This window comes from Flexistipes sp. (assembly GCF_036172515.1).
GTDB lineage: Bacteria > Chrysiogenota > Deferribacteres > Deferribacterales > Flexistipitaceae > Flexistipes.
Genome location: NZ_JAXKVW010000004.1, coordinates 47264 through 67959, shown reverse-complemented (window position 1 = coordinate 67959; position 20696 = coordinate 47264). Strand labels below are relative to the sequence as shown.

The 20696-nt window shown below is 37.1% G+C and carries 18 protein-coding genes; 5 read left to right on the top strand and 13 right to left on the bottom strand.

The genetic code is table 11. The annotated features are described in order from the left end of the window. Positions 1–39: 39 nt before the first annotated feature. Both hflC and hflK read right to left on the bottom strand, forming a co-directional pair. The gene (hflC, locus tag UMU13_RS04450; RefSeq protein ID WP_328217392.1) at positions 40–897 is read right to left on the bottom strand and encodes a protease modulator HflC; all 858 of its coding nucleotides are present in this window, start codon (positions 895–897) and stop codon (positions 40–42) included. Continuing rightward, positions 894–1886 carry an FtsH protease activity modulator HflK gene (gene hflK, locus UMU13_RS04445; protein WP_328217391.1) on the bottom strand — a complete coding sequence of 331 codons (993 nt, stop codon included), beginning with the start codon at positions 1884–1886 and terminating at the stop codon, positions 894–896. The genes hflC and hflK overlap by 4 nt, the downstream gene beginning before the upstream one ends. A 555-nt stretch (positions 1887–2441) precedes the next feature. Between hflK and fusA the strand changes: the two genes are divergently transcribed. The 4 genes from fusA to UMU13_RS04425 all read left to right on the top strand — a co-directional run bounded on the left by fusA (position 2442) and on the right by UMU13_RS04425 (position 6368). After that, on the top strand, positions 2442–4523 hold the full coding sequence (fusA, locus tag UMU13_RS04440) for an elongation factor G (RefSeq protein WP_328217389.1): 2082 nt from the start codon (positions 2442–2444) through the stop codon (positions 4521–4523). 50 nt (positions 4524–4573) lie between these two features. Continuing rightward, on the top strand, positions 4574–5392 hold the full coding sequence (locus UMU13_RS04435; RefSeq protein ID WP_328217388.1) for a hypothetical protein: 819 nt from the start codon (positions 4574–4576) through the stop codon (positions 5390–5392). A gap of 378 nt (positions 5393–5770) precedes the next feature. Next, positions 5771–6046: an integration host factor subunit alpha gene (locus tag UMU13_RS04430; RefSeq protein ID WP_303701791.1), complete on the top strand. Its 276-nt coding sequence runs from the start codon at positions 5771–5773 to the stop codon at positions 6044–6046. Further along, complete coding sequence (locus tag UMU13_RS04425) at positions 6039–6368, top strand: MerR family transcriptional regulator (RefSeq protein ID WP_328217385.1); 330 nt, start codon at positions 6039–6041, stop codon at positions 6366–6368. The genes UMU13_RS04430 and UMU13_RS04425 overlap by 8 nt, the downstream gene beginning before the upstream one ends. A gap of 29 nt (positions 6369–6397) precedes the next feature. Here the strand turns inward: UMU13_RS04425 and rlmN are convergent, their stop codons facing one another. The 8 genes from rlmN to UMU13_RS04385 form a co-directional block, all read right to left on the bottom strand. After that, on the bottom strand, positions 6398–7438 hold the full coding sequence (rlmN, locus tag UMU13_RS04420) for a 23S rRNA (adenine(2503)-C(2))-methyltransferase RlmN (RefSeq protein WP_328217383.1): 1041 nt from the start codon (positions 7436–7438) through the stop codon (positions 6398–6400). Next, positions 7435–8763, bottom strand: a complete 1329-nt coding sequence (locus UMU13_RS04415; RefSeq protein ID WP_328217382.1) for a GGDEF domain-containing protein — start codon at positions 8761–8763, stop codon at positions 7435–7437. The genes rlmN and UMU13_RS04415 overlap by 4 nt, the downstream gene beginning before the upstream one ends. Before the next feature lie 42 nt (positions 8764–8805). After that, positions 8806–10293, bottom strand: coding sequence for an ATP-binding protein (locus UMU13_RS04410; protein ID WP_328217381.1), 1488 nt, complete (start codon positions 10291–10293; stop codon positions 8806–8808). 232 nt (positions 10294–10525) lie between these two features. Next, a complete protein-coding gene (gene pyrE, locus UMU13_RS04405) occupies positions 10526–11101 on the bottom strand; it encodes an orotate phosphoribosyltransferase (RefSeq protein ID WP_328217380.1) in 576 nt (191 codons plus the stop codon). Then, a complete protein-coding gene (gene pyrF, locus UMU13_RS04400; protein WP_328217378.1) occupies positions 11094–11804 on the bottom strand; it encodes an orotidine-5'-phosphate decarboxylase in 711 nt (236 codons plus the stop codon). The genes pyrE and pyrF overlap by 8 nt, the downstream gene beginning before the upstream one ends. Before the next feature lie 265 nt (positions 11805–12069). Continuing rightward, entirely contained in the window at positions 12070–13827 is a 1758-nt protein-coding gene (rpoD, locus tag UMU13_RS04395) for an RNA polymerase sigma factor RpoD (RefSeq protein ID WP_442902132.1), read from the bottom strand. Between the two features lie 51 nt (positions 13828–13878). After that, positions 13879–15600, bottom strand: a complete 1722-nt coding sequence (dnaG, locus tag UMU13_RS04390; RefSeq protein ID WP_328217375.1) for a DNA primase — start codon at positions 15598–15600, stop codon at positions 13879–13881. Next, positions 15597–16166: a hypothetical protein gene (locus UMU13_RS04385; protein ID WP_328217373.1), complete on the bottom strand. Its 570-nt coding sequence runs from the start codon at positions 16164–16166 to the stop codon at positions 15597–15599. The genes dnaG and UMU13_RS04385 overlap by 4 nt, the downstream gene beginning before the upstream one ends. 240 nt (positions 16167–16406) lie before the next feature. Between UMU13_RS04385 and UMU13_RS04380 the strand changes: the two genes are divergently transcribed. Continuing rightward, positions 16407–17363, top strand: coding sequence for an ABC transporter ATP-binding protein (locus UMU13_RS04380; RefSeq protein WP_328217372.1), 957 nt, complete (start codon positions 16407–16409; stop codon positions 17361–17363). A gap of 345 nt (positions 17364–17708) precedes the next feature. Here the strand turns inward: UMU13_RS04380 and UMU13_RS04375 are convergent, their stop codons facing one another. From UMU13_RS04375 to UMU13_RS04365, 3 genes are read right to left on the bottom strand one after another with little or no spacing between them, the layout of a single operon-like run. Continuing rightward, the gene (locus UMU13_RS04375) at positions 17709–18581 is read right to left on the bottom strand and encodes a glycine betaine ABC transporter substrate-binding protein (RefSeq protein ID WP_328217371.1); all 873 of its coding nucleotides are present in this window, start codon (positions 18579–18581) and stop codon (positions 17709–17711) included. A 27-nt stretch (positions 18582–18608) separates the two neighbouring features. After that, positions 18609–19436 (bottom strand): ABC transporter permease, encoded by an 828-nt coding sequence (locus UMU13_RS04370; protein WP_328217370.1) that lies wholly within the window; start codon positions 19434–19436, stop codon positions 18609–18611. Then, on the bottom strand, positions 19429–20634 hold the full coding sequence (locus tag UMU13_RS04365) for a quaternary amine ABC transporter ATP-binding protein (protein ID WP_328217369.1): 1206 nt from the start codon (positions 20632–20634) through the stop codon (positions 19429–19431). The genes UMU13_RS04370 and UMU13_RS04365 overlap by 8 nt, the downstream gene beginning before the upstream one ends. Positions 20635–20696: the final 62 nt, after the last annotated feature.

Below are 20696 nucleotides of genomic sequence, written 5' to 3'. Positions count from 1 at the left end.
GCTGTCAAACAAGATTTTTTATTATTTTAATTTGTTTGATTACTTCACTCCCTTTTCTAATAATTCAAAAATATCCGATTGCGTTGTCAGAAAATATTTGTTGTTTTCACTCAATGAATCAAAAATCTCAAGTTTTTTGTTAAATGCATAAAACGATTCATTAGCACTATATGCATCGGCATATATTTCAATTGTTTTGGAATCCGTCTCACCTTTAATATTTTGGACTTTTCTGTATGCTTCAGCGAGGATTATACGTTTTTCTTTGTCAGCTTTTGCACGAAGTTTTTTAGCTTCCTCTCTACCTTCGGATCTGTATCTTTTTGCAATTCTTTCCCGCTCTGAAACCATTCTGGCAAATACAGCCTTCTCGTTTTCAGGGGGCAGATCCGCCCTTTTAATACGAACATCAACAATTTCGATACCGTACACTTCTGCTTTTTTCTTAGAAGCTTTTGTTACATTTTTCATAATTTCGGCTCTGTTGTCAGCAATGACCTCCGAGAGAGTGTGATTTCCCAGCTCAACCCGTATTTCCGAGTAAATAATATCATCAAGTCTTGACATGGCACCGTTCGTTGTTCTCACAGCCTGGAAAAATTTCAAAGGATCTGCAATGCGCCATTTACAATAATTGTCCAGAAGGAGGTTTTTCTTATCCTCTGTAATCACGATCCTCGGATCAGCATCATAATCCAGTATTTTTTTGGAAAAATATGTGGCTTGCTGCAAAAATGGGATTTTCACATACAAACCAGGTTTTTTTATGTTTTTCACAGGTTTACCCAAATAAGTAACAACAACCTGCTGGTCAACGTTCACAATATAAAAAGCTCCGCCAATAAGCATTACGGCAAGTATTAGCAGGACACCTGCGATTGAAATTATTTTTTTCATTTATTCACACTCCCTTTAAGATTCTCAAGACCTATAAATGTATTGATGTCAGAAATCTGAGAATCAAAAACATGAAAATCACTTTTGCCTATAACCTCTTCCATTTTATCAAGATAAAGCCTTTTTCTCGTTAGCTGAGGAGCTTGTTCGTAATTTTTAAGAATTTCACTAAATCTATCGGCATCCCCTAAAGCTCTTTTCACCTTCTCCTCTCTGTATGCTTCAGCATCAAGAATCATGGAAGCTGCAGTACCCCTGGCTTGGGGGATAACCTGGTTGGCATAAGCTTCAGCCTCGTTAATAAACCTGCTTTTATCTTCTCTGGCGCTCGCAACATCCCTGAAAGCGGATACCACTTCATCAGGGGGGTTAACATTCTGCAGCTGCACAGCCACGATCTGGATACCTGCATTGTATTCCCTGAGTATGTTTTGAATCATTTCATGAGCTTTTATCTGAATCTCATCTTTGCCAACAGTAAGAATATAATCGATTTTCTGTTTACCCACAATTTCCCTCATACTTGATTCTGACACCTGCTTAATTGTAGAAACGACACCCTGTATATTATACAAATATTTAACAATATCACCGATCCTGTACTGTACTATAACATCCAGATTGACAATATTTTCATCTCCGGTGAGCATCTGCGCTTCATCTTCAATAAGTCTGGATTCACCATTTTCGTAGCTTCTATAGCCAATCTCCAGTCTGTGAACATCTGTGACATCGGCTTTATTTACCGTTTCAATAGGATAAGGGAAATGATAGTGCGGACCGGGCCCCACGACTCTGGCTACTTCACCGAATCGTTTTACTACAGCCTGTTGATTGGCATCCACCAGATAGATTCCCGTCAGCATCCAAATTATGATGATAACGAGAAGTATCGGAAGAATTAGTGATTTTTTAAATTTAAACTTGGGGAGATTAGGAATATTAAATTTATACTTATCCATACCCCACGGATCTTTTTCTTCACTCATATAGTACCTCCATAAATTGTAACCGAATCATATAGAAGTATACCAGTAAAATCAATCATGGTTTATAATATAACTGATGTATTGGCCTGTTATTTGTTAAGACTGATTAAAAAAGGAAGTTAAAGGCAATTTTCGCTCAAAAATATTGAAGGTTATAAAAATGTTTGGTAAAGTAAATGAAAAAGTTTTATAGTAAAGTATTAATAATTCAAGTTTCGCACTTACACTGTTTTCACGTCTTTGTTCACCCTGTTAAATATCAGCTTCGCTGATTGCCTGTGGCATTTAACAGGGCAGGGAGTGAAAACAACGAAGCAATCTCTCTATTTTTCTTGTTTTGAGATTGCCACCCGCCCACTTAAGGCGTTAAGTGGGCGGTCGCAAGGATGCCTATGGCTAGCACCAGTCTTTTAGACTGGTAAATATGTTTAACATTCTATATATTCGCCAGAGGCGAATGCTAGACAAAACGAAGTGCGAAACTTGAATTAATAAAATAAAAGCAGAGCTTTTATGACCATAATAAAAAGCTCCAAAACTATTGGGAGGTAACGTATGCAGGTTGACGAAGTGAAAAACATCAGAAATGTAGCTTTTATTTCACATGGAGGAGCAGGAAAAACAAGTTTAATAGAAGCAATCCTGTTTAATGCAAAAGCCACCAAAAGAATCGGCAGTGTAGATAACGGAACAAGTATAATGGATTTTGATCAGGTGGAAATAAACAGGAAGATTACTATAAATCCCAAATTATGCTCAATTGAATGGAATAAACATCTGCTTAATCTTGTTGATACCCCCGGATACGGTAATTTCCTCCATGAAACAAAATCAGCCCTTTCAGCGGTTGGAGGAGCTGTTGTCATTGCCAGTGCAATAAGCGGCATTAAAGCCGAAACAGAGCGTGTCTGGAATTTTGCAGATGATTTCGACCTTGCCAAGATAATTTTTGTCAACAAAATGGACAAAGAAAGAGCGGACTTTTACCGCACATTGGGGGACATTGAACAATCTTTCGGTATCACACCCATTCCCCTTTACCTGCCAATCGGAAAAGAAGAATCATTTAGGGGTATTGTAGATCTTATAAAACAGAAAGCCTATGAATATCCCAGTGAGCCAACTGCAGAATTTAAGGAAATAGATATCCCGGCTGACATGAAGGAAGCTGTAGAGAGTCAAAGAAATAAACTGCTGGAAGCTATCAGTGAAACAGACGACGAATTGATTGAAAAGTATCTTGAAGGAGAGGAGTTTTCCGAAGAAGAAATTTTAAAAGGTATACGTGAAGCCACGATAGCCAAAAGGTTTATACCGGTTATATGCGGCTCAGCAGTAAAAAATGTGGGAAGTAAATTTCTGCTTGAATCAATAATAAATTTTATGCCCTCACCACTTGAAAGGGAACAGAAAGTTGCCAAAAACAAGAAAACCGGTGAGGAAGTAATGCTGGATCCGGAAAATAAAGATTTTGTGGCTTATGTTTTCAAAACTTTTATCGACCCTTTTTCCGGCAAATTATCTATTTTCAGAGTTTATTCTGGTGAAATAACCAATGACACAGATGTGTACAATGCAAGCAAGGATGAAGTGGAAAAAATTACTCAGCTTTACCTGCTTCAGGGTAAAAATTTCGTTAAAACAGATAAAGTTGTGGCCGGACAGATTGCCATGGTGAACAAATTGAAATTTACAGAAACATTTGATACACTTTGCTCCAATAAGAAAGAGAGCTGTATTATAGATCCGGTGACTCTTGCAGAACCTGTTCTATCCTTTTCACTTGTACCAAAATCCAAAGAAGACGAAGAAAAAGTCAGTACAGGTTTACACAGGCTGATGGAAGAGGACTTGGGCATTAGGGTCACCAGAGACGAACAAACCGGAGAACAGATTCTAAGCGGTATGGGGCAGATGCATATAGAGGTTGTAACAGAGAAACTTAAGAAAAAATTCAACGTTGATGTGGACTTGAAAACCCCTAAAGTCCCCTACAAAGAAACCTTAAAAATAAGTGCCAAAGGGCAGGGAAAATATAAGAAACAATCCGGGGGACGCGGACAGTATGGTGATGTCTGGATTGAAATGGAACCCAATGAAAGGGGCGGAGGCATAGAATTTATTGATAAAATTGTGGGCGGCGTTATTCCGAAAGGCTATATTCCGGCTGTTGAAAAAGGTATCAGGGAAGCTGCGCTGGAAGGTGTACTGGCCGGGTATCCCCTTATTGATTTTAAAGTCACCTTGTACGACGGATCTTATCATTCTGTGGACTCATCAGAAATGGCTTTTAAAATTGCAGCATCAATGGCATTCAAAAAGGTTGCAATGGAAGCCAAACCAGTACTTCTGGAACCCATTGTAAATATGGATATTTTCGTTCCGGAAGAAACTGTGGGTACAGTAATAGGAGATCTTAACTCCCGAAGGGGGCGTGTCCAGAATGTTGAGCCACAAACCACAGGTCAGCATATTACAGCTCAGGTGCCTATGGGTGAAATTTTAAAATATGCACCTGACCTAAGAAGTATGACAGGCGGCAGGGGAATGTTTACAATTGAATTTTCCCACTATGAAGAGGCGCCGTCGCATGTGGTGGAAAAAGTTAAAGAGCAGTCTAAAGTTGAACAGCAATAATAAATATTCGTGCCTCTGTATAATTGCTTATACAGAGGCTTTTTATTACTATGATTGACATAAATCTCCTTAAATATTTTGATAAAAGTTTTTCAGAGATATACAGGATTGAGAATGAAACAGAAATTTCAGATAAAAAGGCTCTGTTCAAAAAGTTTTTTATTAATTTATACACAAACCCAAAAGTTTACTTGCCGGTACTGCTATTTTTGCTGATTCTGTTTGCATTGAGCCAGTACAGCTTACTGACAACAATATCCGTAATGGACAGCAAGATTCAGACAAGTGACCGAACAGAAATAGCCAGAAAAAGTCCCCCGGTCAAAGAACAAATTGTAAAAAAAGAGGTTATACCAGTTACCATTGATAATGATAGTAGGGAAATAAACGATAAAGAACAAAAATCTGTTAAAACAAATGCGGCAAAAAAATCCAGTTCTTCAAAAGATAGTACAAGGGCAGACATGCCTTCATCCTCAATAAAACCGATAAAAAATAAAAAAGAACAGCAAAATACAAAATCTTATGTTATTATAGTAAAAGGACTGGATAAAAACAAAATAGATAAAGTGCAAAAATTAAGTGAAACTTTTGGTGTAAAAGTATCAAAAACCTTACAGTTACAGACGGAAAAACAACTGTGGCGCGTGTATGTGGCAGATGTAAATTCTGATATCAAGATAGGCGATATCAAAGTTAAAACAATTGCAACATTTGCAGATAAAGGCGAAGCAGTAAATTTTGCCAAAGAAAGGGAAGGTAAATTTTTTATAAAAAAAGAAAATATTATGAATGAAGAATATAATGTTAAAATCGAAGGCTTTGAAAGTATAAATAAAGCTAAAGAATTTGCAGAAGAGATAAAATAAAAATTTATATTAGTAAACCAAGTTTCGCAATTACACTGTTTTCACGTCTTTGCGAGGAGTGAAAACGACGAAGCAATCTCTCTACTTTTCTTATTCTGAGATTGCCACAACCCTGTTTCCACAGGGTTTCGCAAGGATGCCTATGGCTAGCACCAGTCTTTTAGACTGGTAAATATGTTTAACATTCTATATATTCGCCAGAAGCGAATGCTAGACAAAACGAAGTGCGAAACTTGAATTAGTAATGCATAATTTCGGCCGTTTTTAGGAAGTTTTATCAGTAAGCAATAATTTGCATGTTTAATTATTGATAATTAGTGAAAACTATTGACGATAAAGAAATATTTAGATAAAATTACAATAAGCAGGGGGTGTATTATGACAAAAGCGGATATAGTTGAAAACATTTACGAATCTTTAGGTATTACAAAAAAAGACATATCTGATGTTGTGGACAGTGTTTTTGAAATTATGAAAGATGAAATTCTTAACAAAAACAACGTTAAAATTTCAGGATTCGGAAATTTTGACGTCAAAGTGAGAGGCAGAAGGATCGGCAGGAACCCCAAAACCGGTGTGGAAACCGTTATTGAACCAAGAACGGTCGTCGTTTTCAGACCCAGCCAGATATTTAAAGAAGAGGTAAATGCATAAAGCCAAGCTTTATTATAAAATTGGTGAAGTTTGCGATATCACTGGTCTGAAGCCGTCTATTATTCGTTTTTGGGAAAAGGAGTTCAGGCAGCTTAGACCGGTTAAATTCGGTTCAAATCACAGGTACTACACAAAAGATCACCTTAAAACTTTGGAACAGATAAAAGAGCTGCTTTATACTGAAAAAATGACAATAGAGGGAGCCAAAAGAAGGCTGGATGAAGATAATCTAAGGTCAAAAAAGCAGAATCCGGCAGAAGACAATATTATCAGCGTAGTCAGATCTGAGTTGGAAAGAATACTTGATATTCTGAAACACTGACCGGTAAATTTAGCGCTAAGTAAGGAGAGTTAAATTTTCTTGTTGTATCTGGCGTATAATTGTCCGCAAGCGCCTTCAATATCACTTCCCAGACTCTTCCTGATAAAAGCGGAGAAACCCTTATCCAGCAAAACCTTCTGAAATGCTAAAACATTTTCATCCGCAGCTGAATTAAAACCTATATCGGAATCATTATACACGATAAGATTTATCTTAACCGGCAGCCCTCTTAAGACCTCAACCAGATATTTTGCATCCATTTGACTATCATTTATATTTTTCAACAGCACATATTCAATAGTTATGCGCTTTCTTTTCTGCAAAGGAAGGTTTCTTAAAGTGCTGATTAAAGCCTCAACAGGATATTTTCTACTGACCGGCATATATTTTTGCCGAGTCTCGTTGTCCGTAAAATTAAGTGAAACAGCAAGGTTTACAGGAGAATCCAGCTCTTCATACATTTTATTTAGTTCATCAGCCATCCCGCATGTGGAAACAGTTACTTTTCTGTGAGAAAAATTAAGTCCGTTTTCATCAAGTATTATTTTTATGGCTTCATTGAGGTTATCAAGATTATCAAGAGGCTCCCCCATTCCCATAAATACAATATTTGAAAGCTTTTCATTCTTTTCAGAGAGAAGTCTGTTCATAATAATTATCTGCCTAACAATCTCCCCTATTTTTAAATTTCTTATAAGTCCTATTTTGGCGGTACTGCAAAAGGAACACCCCATTCTGCATCCGACCTGTGTGGATACACATCCCGTAAGTCTTTCACCGTCTCTTAAAATTACAGTTTCTATCCGGTTGCTATCATCAAGCTCCAAAAGCAGTTTTGTAGATCCGTCTTTTTTCGACTGTATGTTTTCAATAACGTCTATTTTCCGAAAACCATATTTCTGTCCGAGTTTTTGACGAAGCTGTTTAGACAGATCGGTCATTTCCTGCAAATCAAAAACCCCTTTTGAGTACATCCACTTGTAAAGCTGCCTGCCTCTGAAAGGTTTTTCTCCCAATTCAGTCATTTCGTACTCGAGGTTATGCCTGCTTAAATCATCCAGAAATTTCATATTTCACTTACCACCAATCTGTTTTTCCCAAGCCTTTTAGCTTCATACATTGCATTATCACACATTTTATAAATGATATCATAATCAGCATCTTCAAAATTTTTCACTGTGAGCACACCGGCTGATATTGTAAGGATTATTTTTGAGGATTCAAAAGCAAAGGCTTTTACTGCAACCTCTCTTCTGATTTTTTCAGCCAAAAAACGCCCTCCATCCGCTTCGGTCTCAGGAAGCAGAATCCCAAATTCTTCCCCGCCTAATCTTGCAAAAATATCTGAATCTCTTATCAGTGAATGGACATAAGAGGTAAGTGAAACCAAAATATGATCCCCGGCACTGTGCCCATACTTATCATTAATATCCTTAAAACTGTCAATATCGAAAAAAATCACCACAAAGCTTTCCCTGTGTCTTTTGCTTCTTTGAAGCTCTTTTTTTACCGTTTCATCAAAAAACCTGCGATTATAAATATCTGTCAAATAATCTGTAATATACATTTTCTGCTGTTTTATAAGTGATGATATATAAAAAATTGTGGATTTTATCTGGTTTTGCAGCGCCTCTGCCATGATTTTGACATTTTCATCGGCTGCCGGCCTTTTAATACCTATTACAGTAAATATGGTTTCATCCGCCAAAATGTTCTTCTTTATAAAAAAATCCAACTCTGAAATATCGATGTGTTTTTCTTTTATTTTAAATTCATTTCTTAAAACTAATTTACCTTCAGTCAGTTTATTCTCTACAAGTATTTCATCTATTATATCTTTTGACAGCCTGTTATTAGGGGATACAAAATATTCTGTTTTATCTTTTGTGACTCTGCCTATCACAAACAATTCCGGCAGCAGAACGATATCAACTACTTCTATAATCTTTAAAAAACACTGATCCAGACTTTCCAAACCTTTAAGGATCATTTCATGGAAATATTTATTTAAAAACAGCTCCTCCATATGGACAACAAGGTTCTGAAAAACATCAGATTCATTATGTTTGACGGGTTCCAGCAATTCTTCTGTAAAACTGTTCAGAACTTTAGGCAAATCACTCTCCGGAACACTTATCAAATCCGGCAGAAAATAATAATTTTCTGAAATCACAATCAAAGGCGGTTTTAACGAACATATTTCCTTAACAAAAATCGAAATACAAAATTTGTTGCTATAAAGAAATTTTTCAGAAATAAATACGGCATTGTAATTTTTTGCAATTAATTTGCTGTAAGCCTCATATTTATCTAAAGCATAATCGCAGGAAAAATCTTTAAATAAACCCTGAAGGTATTTTTTATCATGAAAACACAGAAGAAAAATTTTGTTCATAGATTAATACTCTTAATTTGTGTCTGTTATTATTTATCTAAACTATTCCTTTTCAAACTTTATAATAAAATTAGTCCCTTTATCGTCAGAAGTAAAGTCAAGAGTTCCATTGTGTCTCTCCACGATTTGCTTAACCATTGTTAATCCGAGCCCGGTTGCTTTGTCTTTGCCCTTTGTGGTAAAAAAAGGCTCAAAAATTCTATTTTTTATATCTTCTCTTATTCCCGGTCCGTTGTCTGAAACCTCAAAAACTGTACAACTGTCTTCCTCATAAGTTTTAATGGTGATTTCGGGGTTTTCACTTTTAGAGACAGCATGATTTGCATTTATAAGCAAATTTAAAACAACCTGCTCAATTTGTGATTTAGTGCCTTTAAAAACAGGGATATCATCCTGCATATCAAAATTTATTTTAACATTACCCCGCCTGATTTCATATTCACTGAAACTCATTACCTCTTTAACAATATTGTTGATATTTATAGGATAAGGTTTTTCTCTGGAAGGTTTTGCAAACTCCAAAAGACTGTTCGTTAATTTCTCTATAGTTTGAAATCCCGTGTCAATTTTTTCAACCACACCTTTCAAAGTTTCATCGTTTGTTTTCATCTTTAAAACTTCCAAATATGTTTTAATAGCTGTCAAAGGATTATTAATCTCATGTATGATGCCGGATGTAATCACCCCCAAACCTGCCATTTTATCCACTTGATCCATAGTATTAAAATTTTTCACATCACTGCTTACCTCTCTCAGTGAAATCACAACCTCATCATCTGTCATGTCAAAATTTGCCAGGAAAAAACTGCCGGTTCCGCCCACAGATTGGAGCTCTATATCGATATTTGACAGTTTTCCATTTTCTTCCAGCTTTTTTCCTAATTCTTCAGTATTCATACCAACGCAGCTGAATAATTCAAAAAAATTCATCCCGGATATGTAACGTTCTCTGAAAGCTTCCTTTTCAATAGCACTGCTGTTATAATAAGTGATATTAAAATCTCTGTCAGTTATTACAATAATATCCGAAAGTTTAGACAGTATGCCTGAGAACCTATTTTCATACTCTTTTAACTGCTTATTAAGGTCATGTACCTGCCTTGCTTTGTTTTCAAGGGATTTTGACATTTGCTCTGATAAAGGTTTTGTATCGGGGTTTTTTTGACCTGTTTCTATAAATTTTTTGATTTCTCTGGCAAAAGAAACAGGATCAACCGGTTTTGAATAATATGCAGCGCATCCGGATATCCTCGAAACAACTTCATAATTACCTGAATAATCCGCTGTAAGAGCAACCACGGGAATATCTTTATACTCCTCTTTCGATTTTAACCAGGAGGTCACCTCGTAGCCCATAAGATTGGGAAGATCTATATCCATAATGATCAAATGAGGTTTATAGCTCTCTACTTTATCTATAACATCCAAACCGTCCACTGCGTTTTTCACATCGAACCCATTTTTTTTAAGAACAAACTCCACAAGTTTGTAGTTCTCAAAATTGTCTTCAGCATAAAGAATTCTGTACATCAAAGCACCTTTTCATTCGCAATGATAAAATTACAAATAAGCATTTGTAACAATCTTCTTTTTCATTAATATTCCTTCTAAACCTAAACCTTACATTTAAATATAACATAAAAACAGCTGATTAAATTAAAAAATTCTACTATCTTTCCAAAACTTACGCATTTATAAACATAACTCAAGATGCGTAATAAGAGAAGTAATTAAAGGTCGTTAGAGGTAGTTAGTGTAAAAATCAGACAAATTCCCTGCTCCCTGGTTTTGTCAAAGGGATACCTTCTTTACATAAAGGGCATTCTCCCGGCTCGTATGTGTTGACTTCCACTGTTATTAACGGGATAAAAGGAACTCCGAAATCCACATCTCCACCGCTTCTGTCGATCAGGGAAGTAACACCCACAACTTTTGCACCGGTATCTTCTACAACTTTTATACATTCTTTTGTGGATTTTCCGGTTGTAACAACATCTTCGGCCACAAGAACTGACTCACCTTCCTGCAATGAAAAACCTCTTCTGAAACTCATCTGTCCGTTTGTCCTTTCAGTAAAAACAGAGCGTTTTTTCAATAACCTTGCCAGCTCATATCCGAACCTTATTCCTCCGATTGCCGGGCTGACAACCGTTGTAAAATTCATATAATAAACTTTCTTCACCAATTCGTTTATTATACTTTCGGCAATAACCGGATACTGCATGACAAGTGCCGACTGGAGATACATGTCGCTGTGCAGTCCGGATGAAAGCAGAAAATGCCCTTTTAGCAGTGCATCGTGTTTTTTGTAGATCTCGATAATTTCCTTGTCAGTCATTTAATTCCTCCAATATTTTTTCCGCAGCTTCATAAGGTTTTTTACTTGCAGTAATAGGTCTTCCTATAACTATATAATCACAGCCAAGCTTGCTTGCTTCAGAAGGTGTCACAACACGCTGTTGATCGTTCTTCGCTGCCCATGCCGGTCTGATGCCGGGAGTAACAGTTAAAAAATAATTCCCCAAAGTATTTTTAATAGCAGAAACCTCTCTGGCTGAAGCGACCACACCGTCAAAGCCGTTTCTCTGTGTAATTTTCGCCAGATCAACCACATATTCCAGCGTGTTTTTCGCATTAATTTTATATTCTTTTAAATGATCGTCGCTTAATGAAGTTAACAGAGTCACTGCTATCAGATAAGGCTTTTGCAAATTATGTCTGCTGCAATAATTCTCTATTTCGGAGCTTACGATACTCATCATCTGACTGCCCCCCTGGGCATGAACATTGAGCATATCAATATCATACTTAAGACATGCAAGGCTTGCAGAGGCAACGGTGTTGGGTATATCGTGAAACTTGAGATCCAGAAAAACTTTTTTGCCGTTGGATTTCAGAAAATGTATCAGTTTTTCTCCGCAGCTTATAAAAGATTCCAGTCCCACTTTATAAAAATCCACGGTACCAGAGAGATCCGTCACAAGATCTGCAGCTTTTGAATAATCCGGAAAATCAAGCGCAACAATAATCTTGGTGTCCAATGTTTTCTCCTTTTTTAATTTAGTTCAAAAAGTAAATACAGGTACTTAAAAACAATCATTCAGAAACAACGTTAAATGAGTATGTATCAGGCTATTAAACTACCAAATTTTAACACTAATTTTCAAGAACTTTTCTGCTGCTCCCCTGCCCAATTTGTCTACTTCTCTATTTCCCTTTCTCACTACTTCACTCTTTTAGCCAAATCAATATTTGAAAAGAAAGTCCTTTATAACAAAAAAAATCCGCCAAACGGCGGATTTTAATCTATTCTGAAAAGGTTCTGAGAATTCTGCTTCTGGTCGGATGCCTCAGCTTTCTGAGTGCTTTTGCTTCAATCTGTCTGATACGCTCTCTGGTTACGTTGAACTTTTTCCCCACTTCTTCCAAAGTATGGTCTGAAGCACAGTCTATCCCGAATCTCAGTCTCAGCACACTGGCTTCCCTTGGCGAGAGAGTGTCCAAAATGTGTTGAGTATGTTCCCGCAATTTTAAATAGGTAACTTCGTCTGTGGGGTTCAGAGCCTTCTTGTCCTCTATAAAATCCCCTAAGTTGCTGTCTTCATCCTCACCTATAGGTGTCTCAAGTGAAACGGGTTCTTTGGCTATTTTGAGAACTTTTTTAACTTTTTCCACAGGTATGTCCATCTTTTCGGAAATTTCATCAGGTGTCGGCTCTCTTCCTGTTTCAACTTGTAATTGTCTGGACATTTTTATCATCTTGTTTATCGTTTCTATCATATGTACTGGAATTCTTATTGTTTTAGCCTGGTCGGCAATCGCACGTGTTATAGCCTGTCTTATCCACCATGTGGCATAGGTTGAAAACTTATAACCTCTCTGATACTCAAACTTCTCAACGGCTTTCATAAGCCCTATATTGCCCTCCTGAATAAGATCCAGAAACTGAAGACCACGGTTGGTATACTTTTTAGCAATACTTACCACCAGCCTCAGGTTGGCCTCAATAAGCTTTGATTTTGCCAGTTCCGTTTCATATTCGCCCTCAAGAAGACTTTCATATACCAGCTGCATTTCGCTCTTATCCAGACCTATTTTATGATATTGATTACAAATTTTGTCATATGCATTGGTGAATTTTTTACTGAGCATATTTCTGTCTTTTGCAGGAAGGCCTGTGCTTTCTATCTTTTCATTTACCAATACCATATCCCGCTCAGGATCGTAATGAAGTTCGAAAGTATCCAGTTTTATGATTTTAAATATCTTGACCAAATCCTCTTCGGCATTGGAAATATCTTCATACATTTTTTTGATGTTCTGAGCTATCTTGCAGATACTGTTATAATTAACCTTTATCTCCAAAAGCTTTTCGGCAATATCGGAAACAGAGTCCTGTATCTGCTGCTTATAAGTGAGGATATTGTCAATGCTCATATCGCTTTGCTTTATCTTTTTAGTCAGAGCAATGTTTTCTTTGAGCTGTGCAACAATATCTTCCAGGACACCCAGGAAATCCTCTTTTATTTTGATTTCCCTTTCATCTTTTAATACTTTAATTTCTTCTTCATCAAGCTCTTCATAATCGACGATTTCATCAGATTCAGTGTCCAGATCATCATCCACATCAATAATGTCCTTTAATTTCATCTCGCCCATTTTTATATTTTCAGCTATTTCCATAATCTGCTTGGCCGTTGTGGGAAAAGAAAGTACACTTTTAATAACCTTTCGCTGCCCCTCTTCTATTTCTTTAGCCACATCTATTTCTTCTTCTCTGCTTAAAAGGGGTATGTTACCCATTTCACGCAGATAAAGCCTCACAGGATCATCGGTACTGATAGCTGCTTCAACACTCACTTCTTCCTCACCGCTTTCAGAGCTTTCTTCTTCAATATTGCTGTGAGACAGTAATGAGTTTTTCTTGTTGTTATTGTCAAGAACATCGATTTTTAATTGAGCAAGAAGCATCAAAACATCATCAATAAGTTCCGTAGAAATAATATCTTCGGACAACAGTTCGTTTATCTCATCAAAGGTAACAAAGCCTTTCTCTTTGCCCATGGAGATGAGTTGCTTAACTTCGGGTATTTTTATTTTCTTAGGCATAGACGTTTAAACCTCCAAAACTGACGATCTGAGTTCTTTAATTTCGGTTAATATTTTATTGAGTTTTTCAAGTATTTCTTCAGATTTAACAGGATCGTTTTTGAACTGACTAAGTTCATTGATTTTAATTTTTTTCATCCTTTCCAGATAATTAAACCTTAACTTATTTTTGTTTTTAAGAGCCACGGCATAAGGATCTTCATCCCCAAAGTCCGTGATTAAGATGTTCGAGGCAATCTCCCCTATCTCTTCATCATTGAGCAGAACATGCATAATATCACCATTTTTCAAAACATCAATAATTTTTTTATAAATCTTTCTAAAATTTTCATCACTGAAATATTCTTCATTCATATCTTCCAACAAAGAATCGATAACATCTTCTGAAAGACTAAATAAGGAGGCGAGAAAATTTTCCTCACAAAAATAATTTAATTTACCACCTCTTTTTTCAATTGTATTAAAAGTATTCTTATGTGAAGAAAATTCAATATCTTTGCGTAAAGTTTCTTCATTTAAACCAAAAATCTTTGCTGTCTGGGCAAAATACTCATCTTTTAAATACGGGTTTTTAACTTTGATCAGGAGTGATTTAATCCTTTCTATGATTTTGAGCTTTTTCTGGTATGAATCTGCATACTTTGACAAATTGTTTATATAAGTGACAAACAAATCTTTTCTGCTTTCAAGCTTTTCCAAAAAAGCAGAAACACCTTTTTCTTTTATCAAAGAATCAGGATCATCCTCCTCCGGCAGAAAAACAACCTGTGGGAAAAAATTTATATCTATAAACGTTTCCAGTGATCTGTAAGCTGCTTTTTTTCCTGCAAAATCTCCGTCAAACACGAGTATGACATCATCGCAGTAACGTTTAAGAAGCGCTGCCTGCTCTTTAGTAAAGGATGTTCCCATAGGAGAAACGGTATTTTTGATACCTGCCTGACTGCACCGCATTACGTCGATATAACCTTCTACAACAATTCCCGTTTTTTCCTCTTTCATCTTAGATTTAGCACCGTCCATGTTGTAGAGAAATTTGCGTTTTTCAAAAACATCTGTCGTGGGCGAATTTATATATTTCGGTTTCACATCATCTTTCAGTGACCGTCCGCTGAAGGCAATAACATTCCCCATAGTATCTTTAATGGGGAAACTCAGCCGGCCAGCAAACTTAAATTTCAACCGCCCGGAATATTCGTAAAAAAGACCTGTAGCTGCAAGTGAATTTTTGGAATATTTTTTCCTTAAAAACGATATGTCAAAATTTTCCGGGAAAAAACCGATATCAAACTCATCCAGTATCTGCCTGTCAAAACCTCTTTTCAGCATATACTCCAAAGCATGCCTGCCGGTATTACCGATTAAATCCTGCTTGGAACGGACAAGAAGCTCTTTATGAATTTCAAGTATCTCATTGTAATGTCTCGGGCGCTCTCGCTGCTCGAATACGATATTGTAACGCTCACACAGCATTTTCATTGCATCCACAAAATCCAGGTTATGATATTTCATTGCAAATCCAACGACATTGCCGGCTGCACCGCATCCAAAACAGTGGTAAAGTTTTTTCTCAGGTGTTACAGAGAATGAAGGGGTTCTTTCATCATGAAAAGGGCATAACCCTTTAAAGCTGCTGCCCGTTTTCTTCAAATCGACAAATTGGGAAATATACTCAGCAATATCCACCCTTTCCAAAATTTCTTCCAGCAAACCTTCTGATCTTGTCATAAGGGTGCATTAGCCTCCAGAATATCCAGGAAATCACCACTTTTGTAAAAAGGGGCAAACCCAGCGTTTTCAATAAGGTGAAAAGAGCATCCGTTATACATTTCTGCAAAATACAGATGGTACTTAAAAAGCACAAGACGGTCAGAATCCCCGATAAAAACGTATGTATTTGTGAACCATCGATTTTTATCAGGATATACAACTTTGCCGCGATTTTTGGTTATGTCCCTCTCAGTATCAATATATTCATCTTCCAGTATACCTGTTTTTTTTCGATACGTCGCTTCAAATTCACCTGATTTATCGCTGCTGTTGTAAACAAAATAATCGTAATCGAGGTATGGTGAAATTAAAATTTTAATATTATTCAAGTCGCTTTTATTCATAGCTTCCAGGATATCCAGGCAACCGCTGCCCCACCCTGCAATAATATCATTTTCTCCTATATTCAAGAAATCAGAAGATTTAGATATTTCCACATCAAAACGGTTTGTCAACGGCTCAAAACTATCGTACAGCAGTTTTTCATTAAAGAACCAGTCGTTTAAAAAAATTAATTTTTGCATATAATATAAAAATCACCGAATATTATTTTAAGACCTTTGAATAACTCAGGAAGCGCGGCTTTAGCCGGGCAAGCGTTCTTTTGAAATTCAGTATTCACAGGCCTGCGGGACTAAAGTCCCACTTCCTAAAACATGGAAAAACAAATTATTCAAAGGTCTTATTTTTTGTTTTTTAAATTACTCAAAGCTCTTTAATATAATTTTATAGACAAAGTAAAATTTTTCAAATATTATTTTCACATGATTCAGGCAAATAACCTCTTTGTAGAACTAAAGCATTCCCAACCAAGAACTTATATCTTAAGAGATATTTCACTGGAACTTAAAAAAGGTGAGATCCTTGGAATTGCAGGAGAATCAGGCTCGGGAAAGACAGTCCTTTCAAAAACATTGATGGGGCTGATAAAGGAGCCTCTCATAAAAACAGACGGCACAATCAGTATAAAAGGTGAAAAATATTCCAGTCTTTCCCATTTGAAAAAGTATCGCGGCCGCTTTTTCTCAATGATATTCCAGAACCCTTCCGCTTCACTAAATCCGGTATTTACAGTAGGTTACCAACTTATTGAAACTCTTATAACATTTAATAAGGGTATGAATAAGAAAGAAGCTGAAAAAGAGGCTGTCAAACTGCTTTCGGAAGTTGAAATAGATCATCCTGAGGAACGCATGAAAAGTTATCCGCATAATTTAAGCGGCGGAATGAACCAAAGAGTTATGATAGCACTCGCCCTTTCAACAAATCCCGAAATTCTTATTGCAGACGAACCCACAACTGCTCTGGATGTTACAATTCAGGCTCAGATAATAGATTTACTGCTTAAACTGAATAAACAAAAATCAATCTCAATTATATTCATCTCCCATGATCTGTCTCTGCTACAGACAATATGTGACAACATTTTAATTTTATATGCCGGCGAGTTAATGGAAAAGATAAGTGCTTCTGATCTTAAATCAAATATAATAAGGCATCCGTATACCTATGCTCTGAAAAGCTGCATCCCTGATATTAACAAAAAAGAAGATTTCCTTTTTTCCATTCCGGGCACAATTAAATCCAATACCGCTGAAGATGATAACAGATGCGTATTTCACGACAGATGCAATCATATGACAAATATATGTGAAACCAAAAAACCTGAGATAAATGGAAGCATTAACTACAAATGTCATCACCCGCTTTTGCAAAAGTAAGACTTATGAGATAGGGAGATGGAGAGATAGTTGAGGTGATAACCGCGCACTAAACGCTTTAAGTGTGCGCTCGAAAGAATGCCTTATGTTTACATTCTATTTAGCCGCACAACGCGGATGTTGTGCAAAAAATTGTCACCTCGACCGAAGCGGAGAGGTCTCCATCTATATGCTAATAATTTCTGCGTCTCTGCTTATAATCTACAGTTTTATGTGTGTGGTAGTAAGGTTATAAGGTTCATAGATGTTTTATAGGTTATATAAGTTATTTGTTTGTATAATGTGGTAGGTATTACAGAAATGAAAAATCCTGCCACTAAAAGTTAGTGGCAGGATTAACATTACTTACTTAGCTGCTTCTTTAACAGGTTCTAACAGCTTGTTGATCTTCTCTTTGTTATTCTCGATAAATTTCTCGGCACTCTTTGAAGGAGCCATCTGGTTCTTGTTATCAAGTAAAACAGGACTGAGATCTAACTTTGTCCAGTCAAAGTTGCTGAAAAAACTGTACAGAAGCTTGTCATCCTCTTTCAAATCTTTACGTACAATGGTGTCAATTGTTTCAGATTCACTGAAAATACCGTTTTTATCTTTCAGAACTTTCAGATCATAAGCACCGAATGCCCAATGAGGTTTCCAAAGAGGAACAACGATCCATTCGTTATTTTTGATTGCTCTGTCAAGGCTTGCCATCATAATAGCACCACTGCCGGTCACATACCTAAACTCGCCGAGATTTGATGTATCATTTTTAATAGCCTTGTCAATCGCCTTGGACATACCTGCACCGGGATCAATACCTATGATTTCACCGTTGAACTTCTCTTTATAATCTGCAAGTTCTGAAATACTGTCAGCTTTAACATAGGAAGGTACTACAAGACCTGTAACTGCTCCCTCATAGTTTGTCTGGGCATTCTCAATGCCATCCTGGTATTTCTTATAAAGGTCACCATGAGTGAGAGGTAGCCAGGCACACATAAGTGCATCGGAATCGCCAGTATTTACTGATGCCCACATTGCAGCGTTTGCAACGGATCTGAGCTGAACATCATATCCTAAGTCTTCAAGGATACCACCTGCAACATGTGTAATTGCCACACACCTTGCCCATTCCACATAAGGAATGGTAACTTTCTCTTGCTTAGCCATAACTGCAGTTGCAGACAAAATTAACATTGTCAGCATTACAGCAATAATTTTAGTCAATTTTTTCATTTTGACCTCCTTTTTATTTTTGTGCTTCTATTTCGCCACACTTTGTGTGATACGATCAAGTATTATAGCGATAATAACAATACCTATACCGGCTTCAAAACTTCTGCCTACCCAAAGTCTCTGTATACCACGCCAAACTTCGCCACCAAGTCCGGCTGCACCAATCATAGCTGCAATAACAACCATTGAAAGAGCGAGCATAATCGTCTGGTTGACCCCTGCCATTATTGTCGATTTGGCAATAGGAAGCTGCAATTGAACCAAACGCTGCTTCTTATTGGAACCAAAAGCTTCCGAACATTCAACGAGATCTTTCGGAACCTGACGGATTCCAAGAGCTGTTAAACGTATCGTAGGAGGAATGGAGAAAATAACTGTAGCAAATATCGCAGGTACTTTCCCCAGACCGAAAAAAGAAATAGCGGGAATAAGATATACAAAAGCAGGCAGTGTCTGCATAAAATCCAGAATTGGCGTAACTATTTTATATACTTTCTGATAAAGTGCTGCCAATATACCTATAGGGACTCCTGCGAATATTGAAAAAAATGTAGCAACGATAACAAGTGACAATGTGCTTATAGATGCGCGCCACAAATCCAAATTCCAGATCAGCAAAAGCCCTATCAGTGCAAAAAGCGTAACACCTTTCCTTTTTGTTGCCCAGTAAGTAAGGGCACTGGCAACAATTATAAACAGCCATGGCGGTAAAAATAGAAAAGCAGATTCCAGCCAGTCCAGCCCCTGTTCAGTTACAGTAGAGAAAGCCTGCGTAAGCACAGACAGATTATCAACCAAAAAAGTTATAAAAGCTTCTATCCAGTCACCTAACGGTACCCTTGGAATATTACTCATCAATTACCTCCTCTCTGGACAACATCGATATAAGCGAACCTCTGACCACGACTCCTTTCAAATGGTCATCATCATTGACCACAGCAAGCGGATATTTAGACCCCTTTATAAGGTCGAAAAGGTCGTGAGCAGGAGTATCGAGTTTTACTTTAATAATATCTTTATCAAGTATATCACGTATAGTATCCATTCCTTTATTTACATTTTTGGCAACGTCACCAACATTCACAATACCAACCACCTTATGTTTTTCATCGACAACAAAAAGACTTGCAATATTGCTTTTCCGCATTTTTCTCAGAGCAGCTTTCGGACCGTCACTTTTCAGATAACCAACTGCTTCTGTTTTTTTCATGACGGATTCGGCAGTTAAAACCTTTGTGGAATCAACATCCTCCACAAATCTTCTGACATATTCATCGGCAGGATTGGTAAGAATTTCTTCCGGAGTACCGATCTGAACAACACCACCGTCTTTCATAAGTACGATCCTGTCACCGAGTCTCAAAGCCTCATCAAGATCATGACTGATAAAAAGAATAGTTTTCTGCATCTTTTCCTGCAGATTAATAAGCTCGTCCTGCATATCAGTTCTGATCAAAGGATCGAGAGCGCTGAATGCCTCATCCATAAGCAGTACTTCCGGATCAAGTGCCAATGCTCTGGCAAGACCAACTCTCTGCTGCATACCACCTGAAAGCTGCTCCGGCAGGTTATCTTCCCAGCCTTTCAATCCAACCATTTCAAGCGCTTTCATTGCTTTTTCTTCTCTTTCAGCCTTGTCAACGTCCTGAATCTCCAGACCGTACGATGTATTTCTCAACACCGTCCAGTGGGGGAAAAGAGCAAAATGCTGGAAAACCATTCCAGTATATTTTTGTCTGAATTGCCTCAGCTCTTTCTCATCAAGCTTTAAGACATTGATATCATCCACATAAATCTCGCCTGCAGTGGGTTCAATAAGCCTGTTTATACATCTTACAAGTGTTGATTTTCCACTGCCAGAAAGCCCCATAACAACAACAATTTCACCTTCATAGACATTGAATGAAGCCTTAGCAACACCCACAGCCTGTTTTGTTTCTTCCATAATTGTGTCTTTGTCGTAGCCGTCATCCAGTAACTTAAGAGCTTCTTCAGGATGATCGCCGAAAATCTTGGAAACATTTTTGATTTTAATTTTAACCTTGTCGTCCATATCAGCTCCATTTTAAATTTTATCTTACTAAACAAAAATAACTTCTACATAACTTTTTTCAA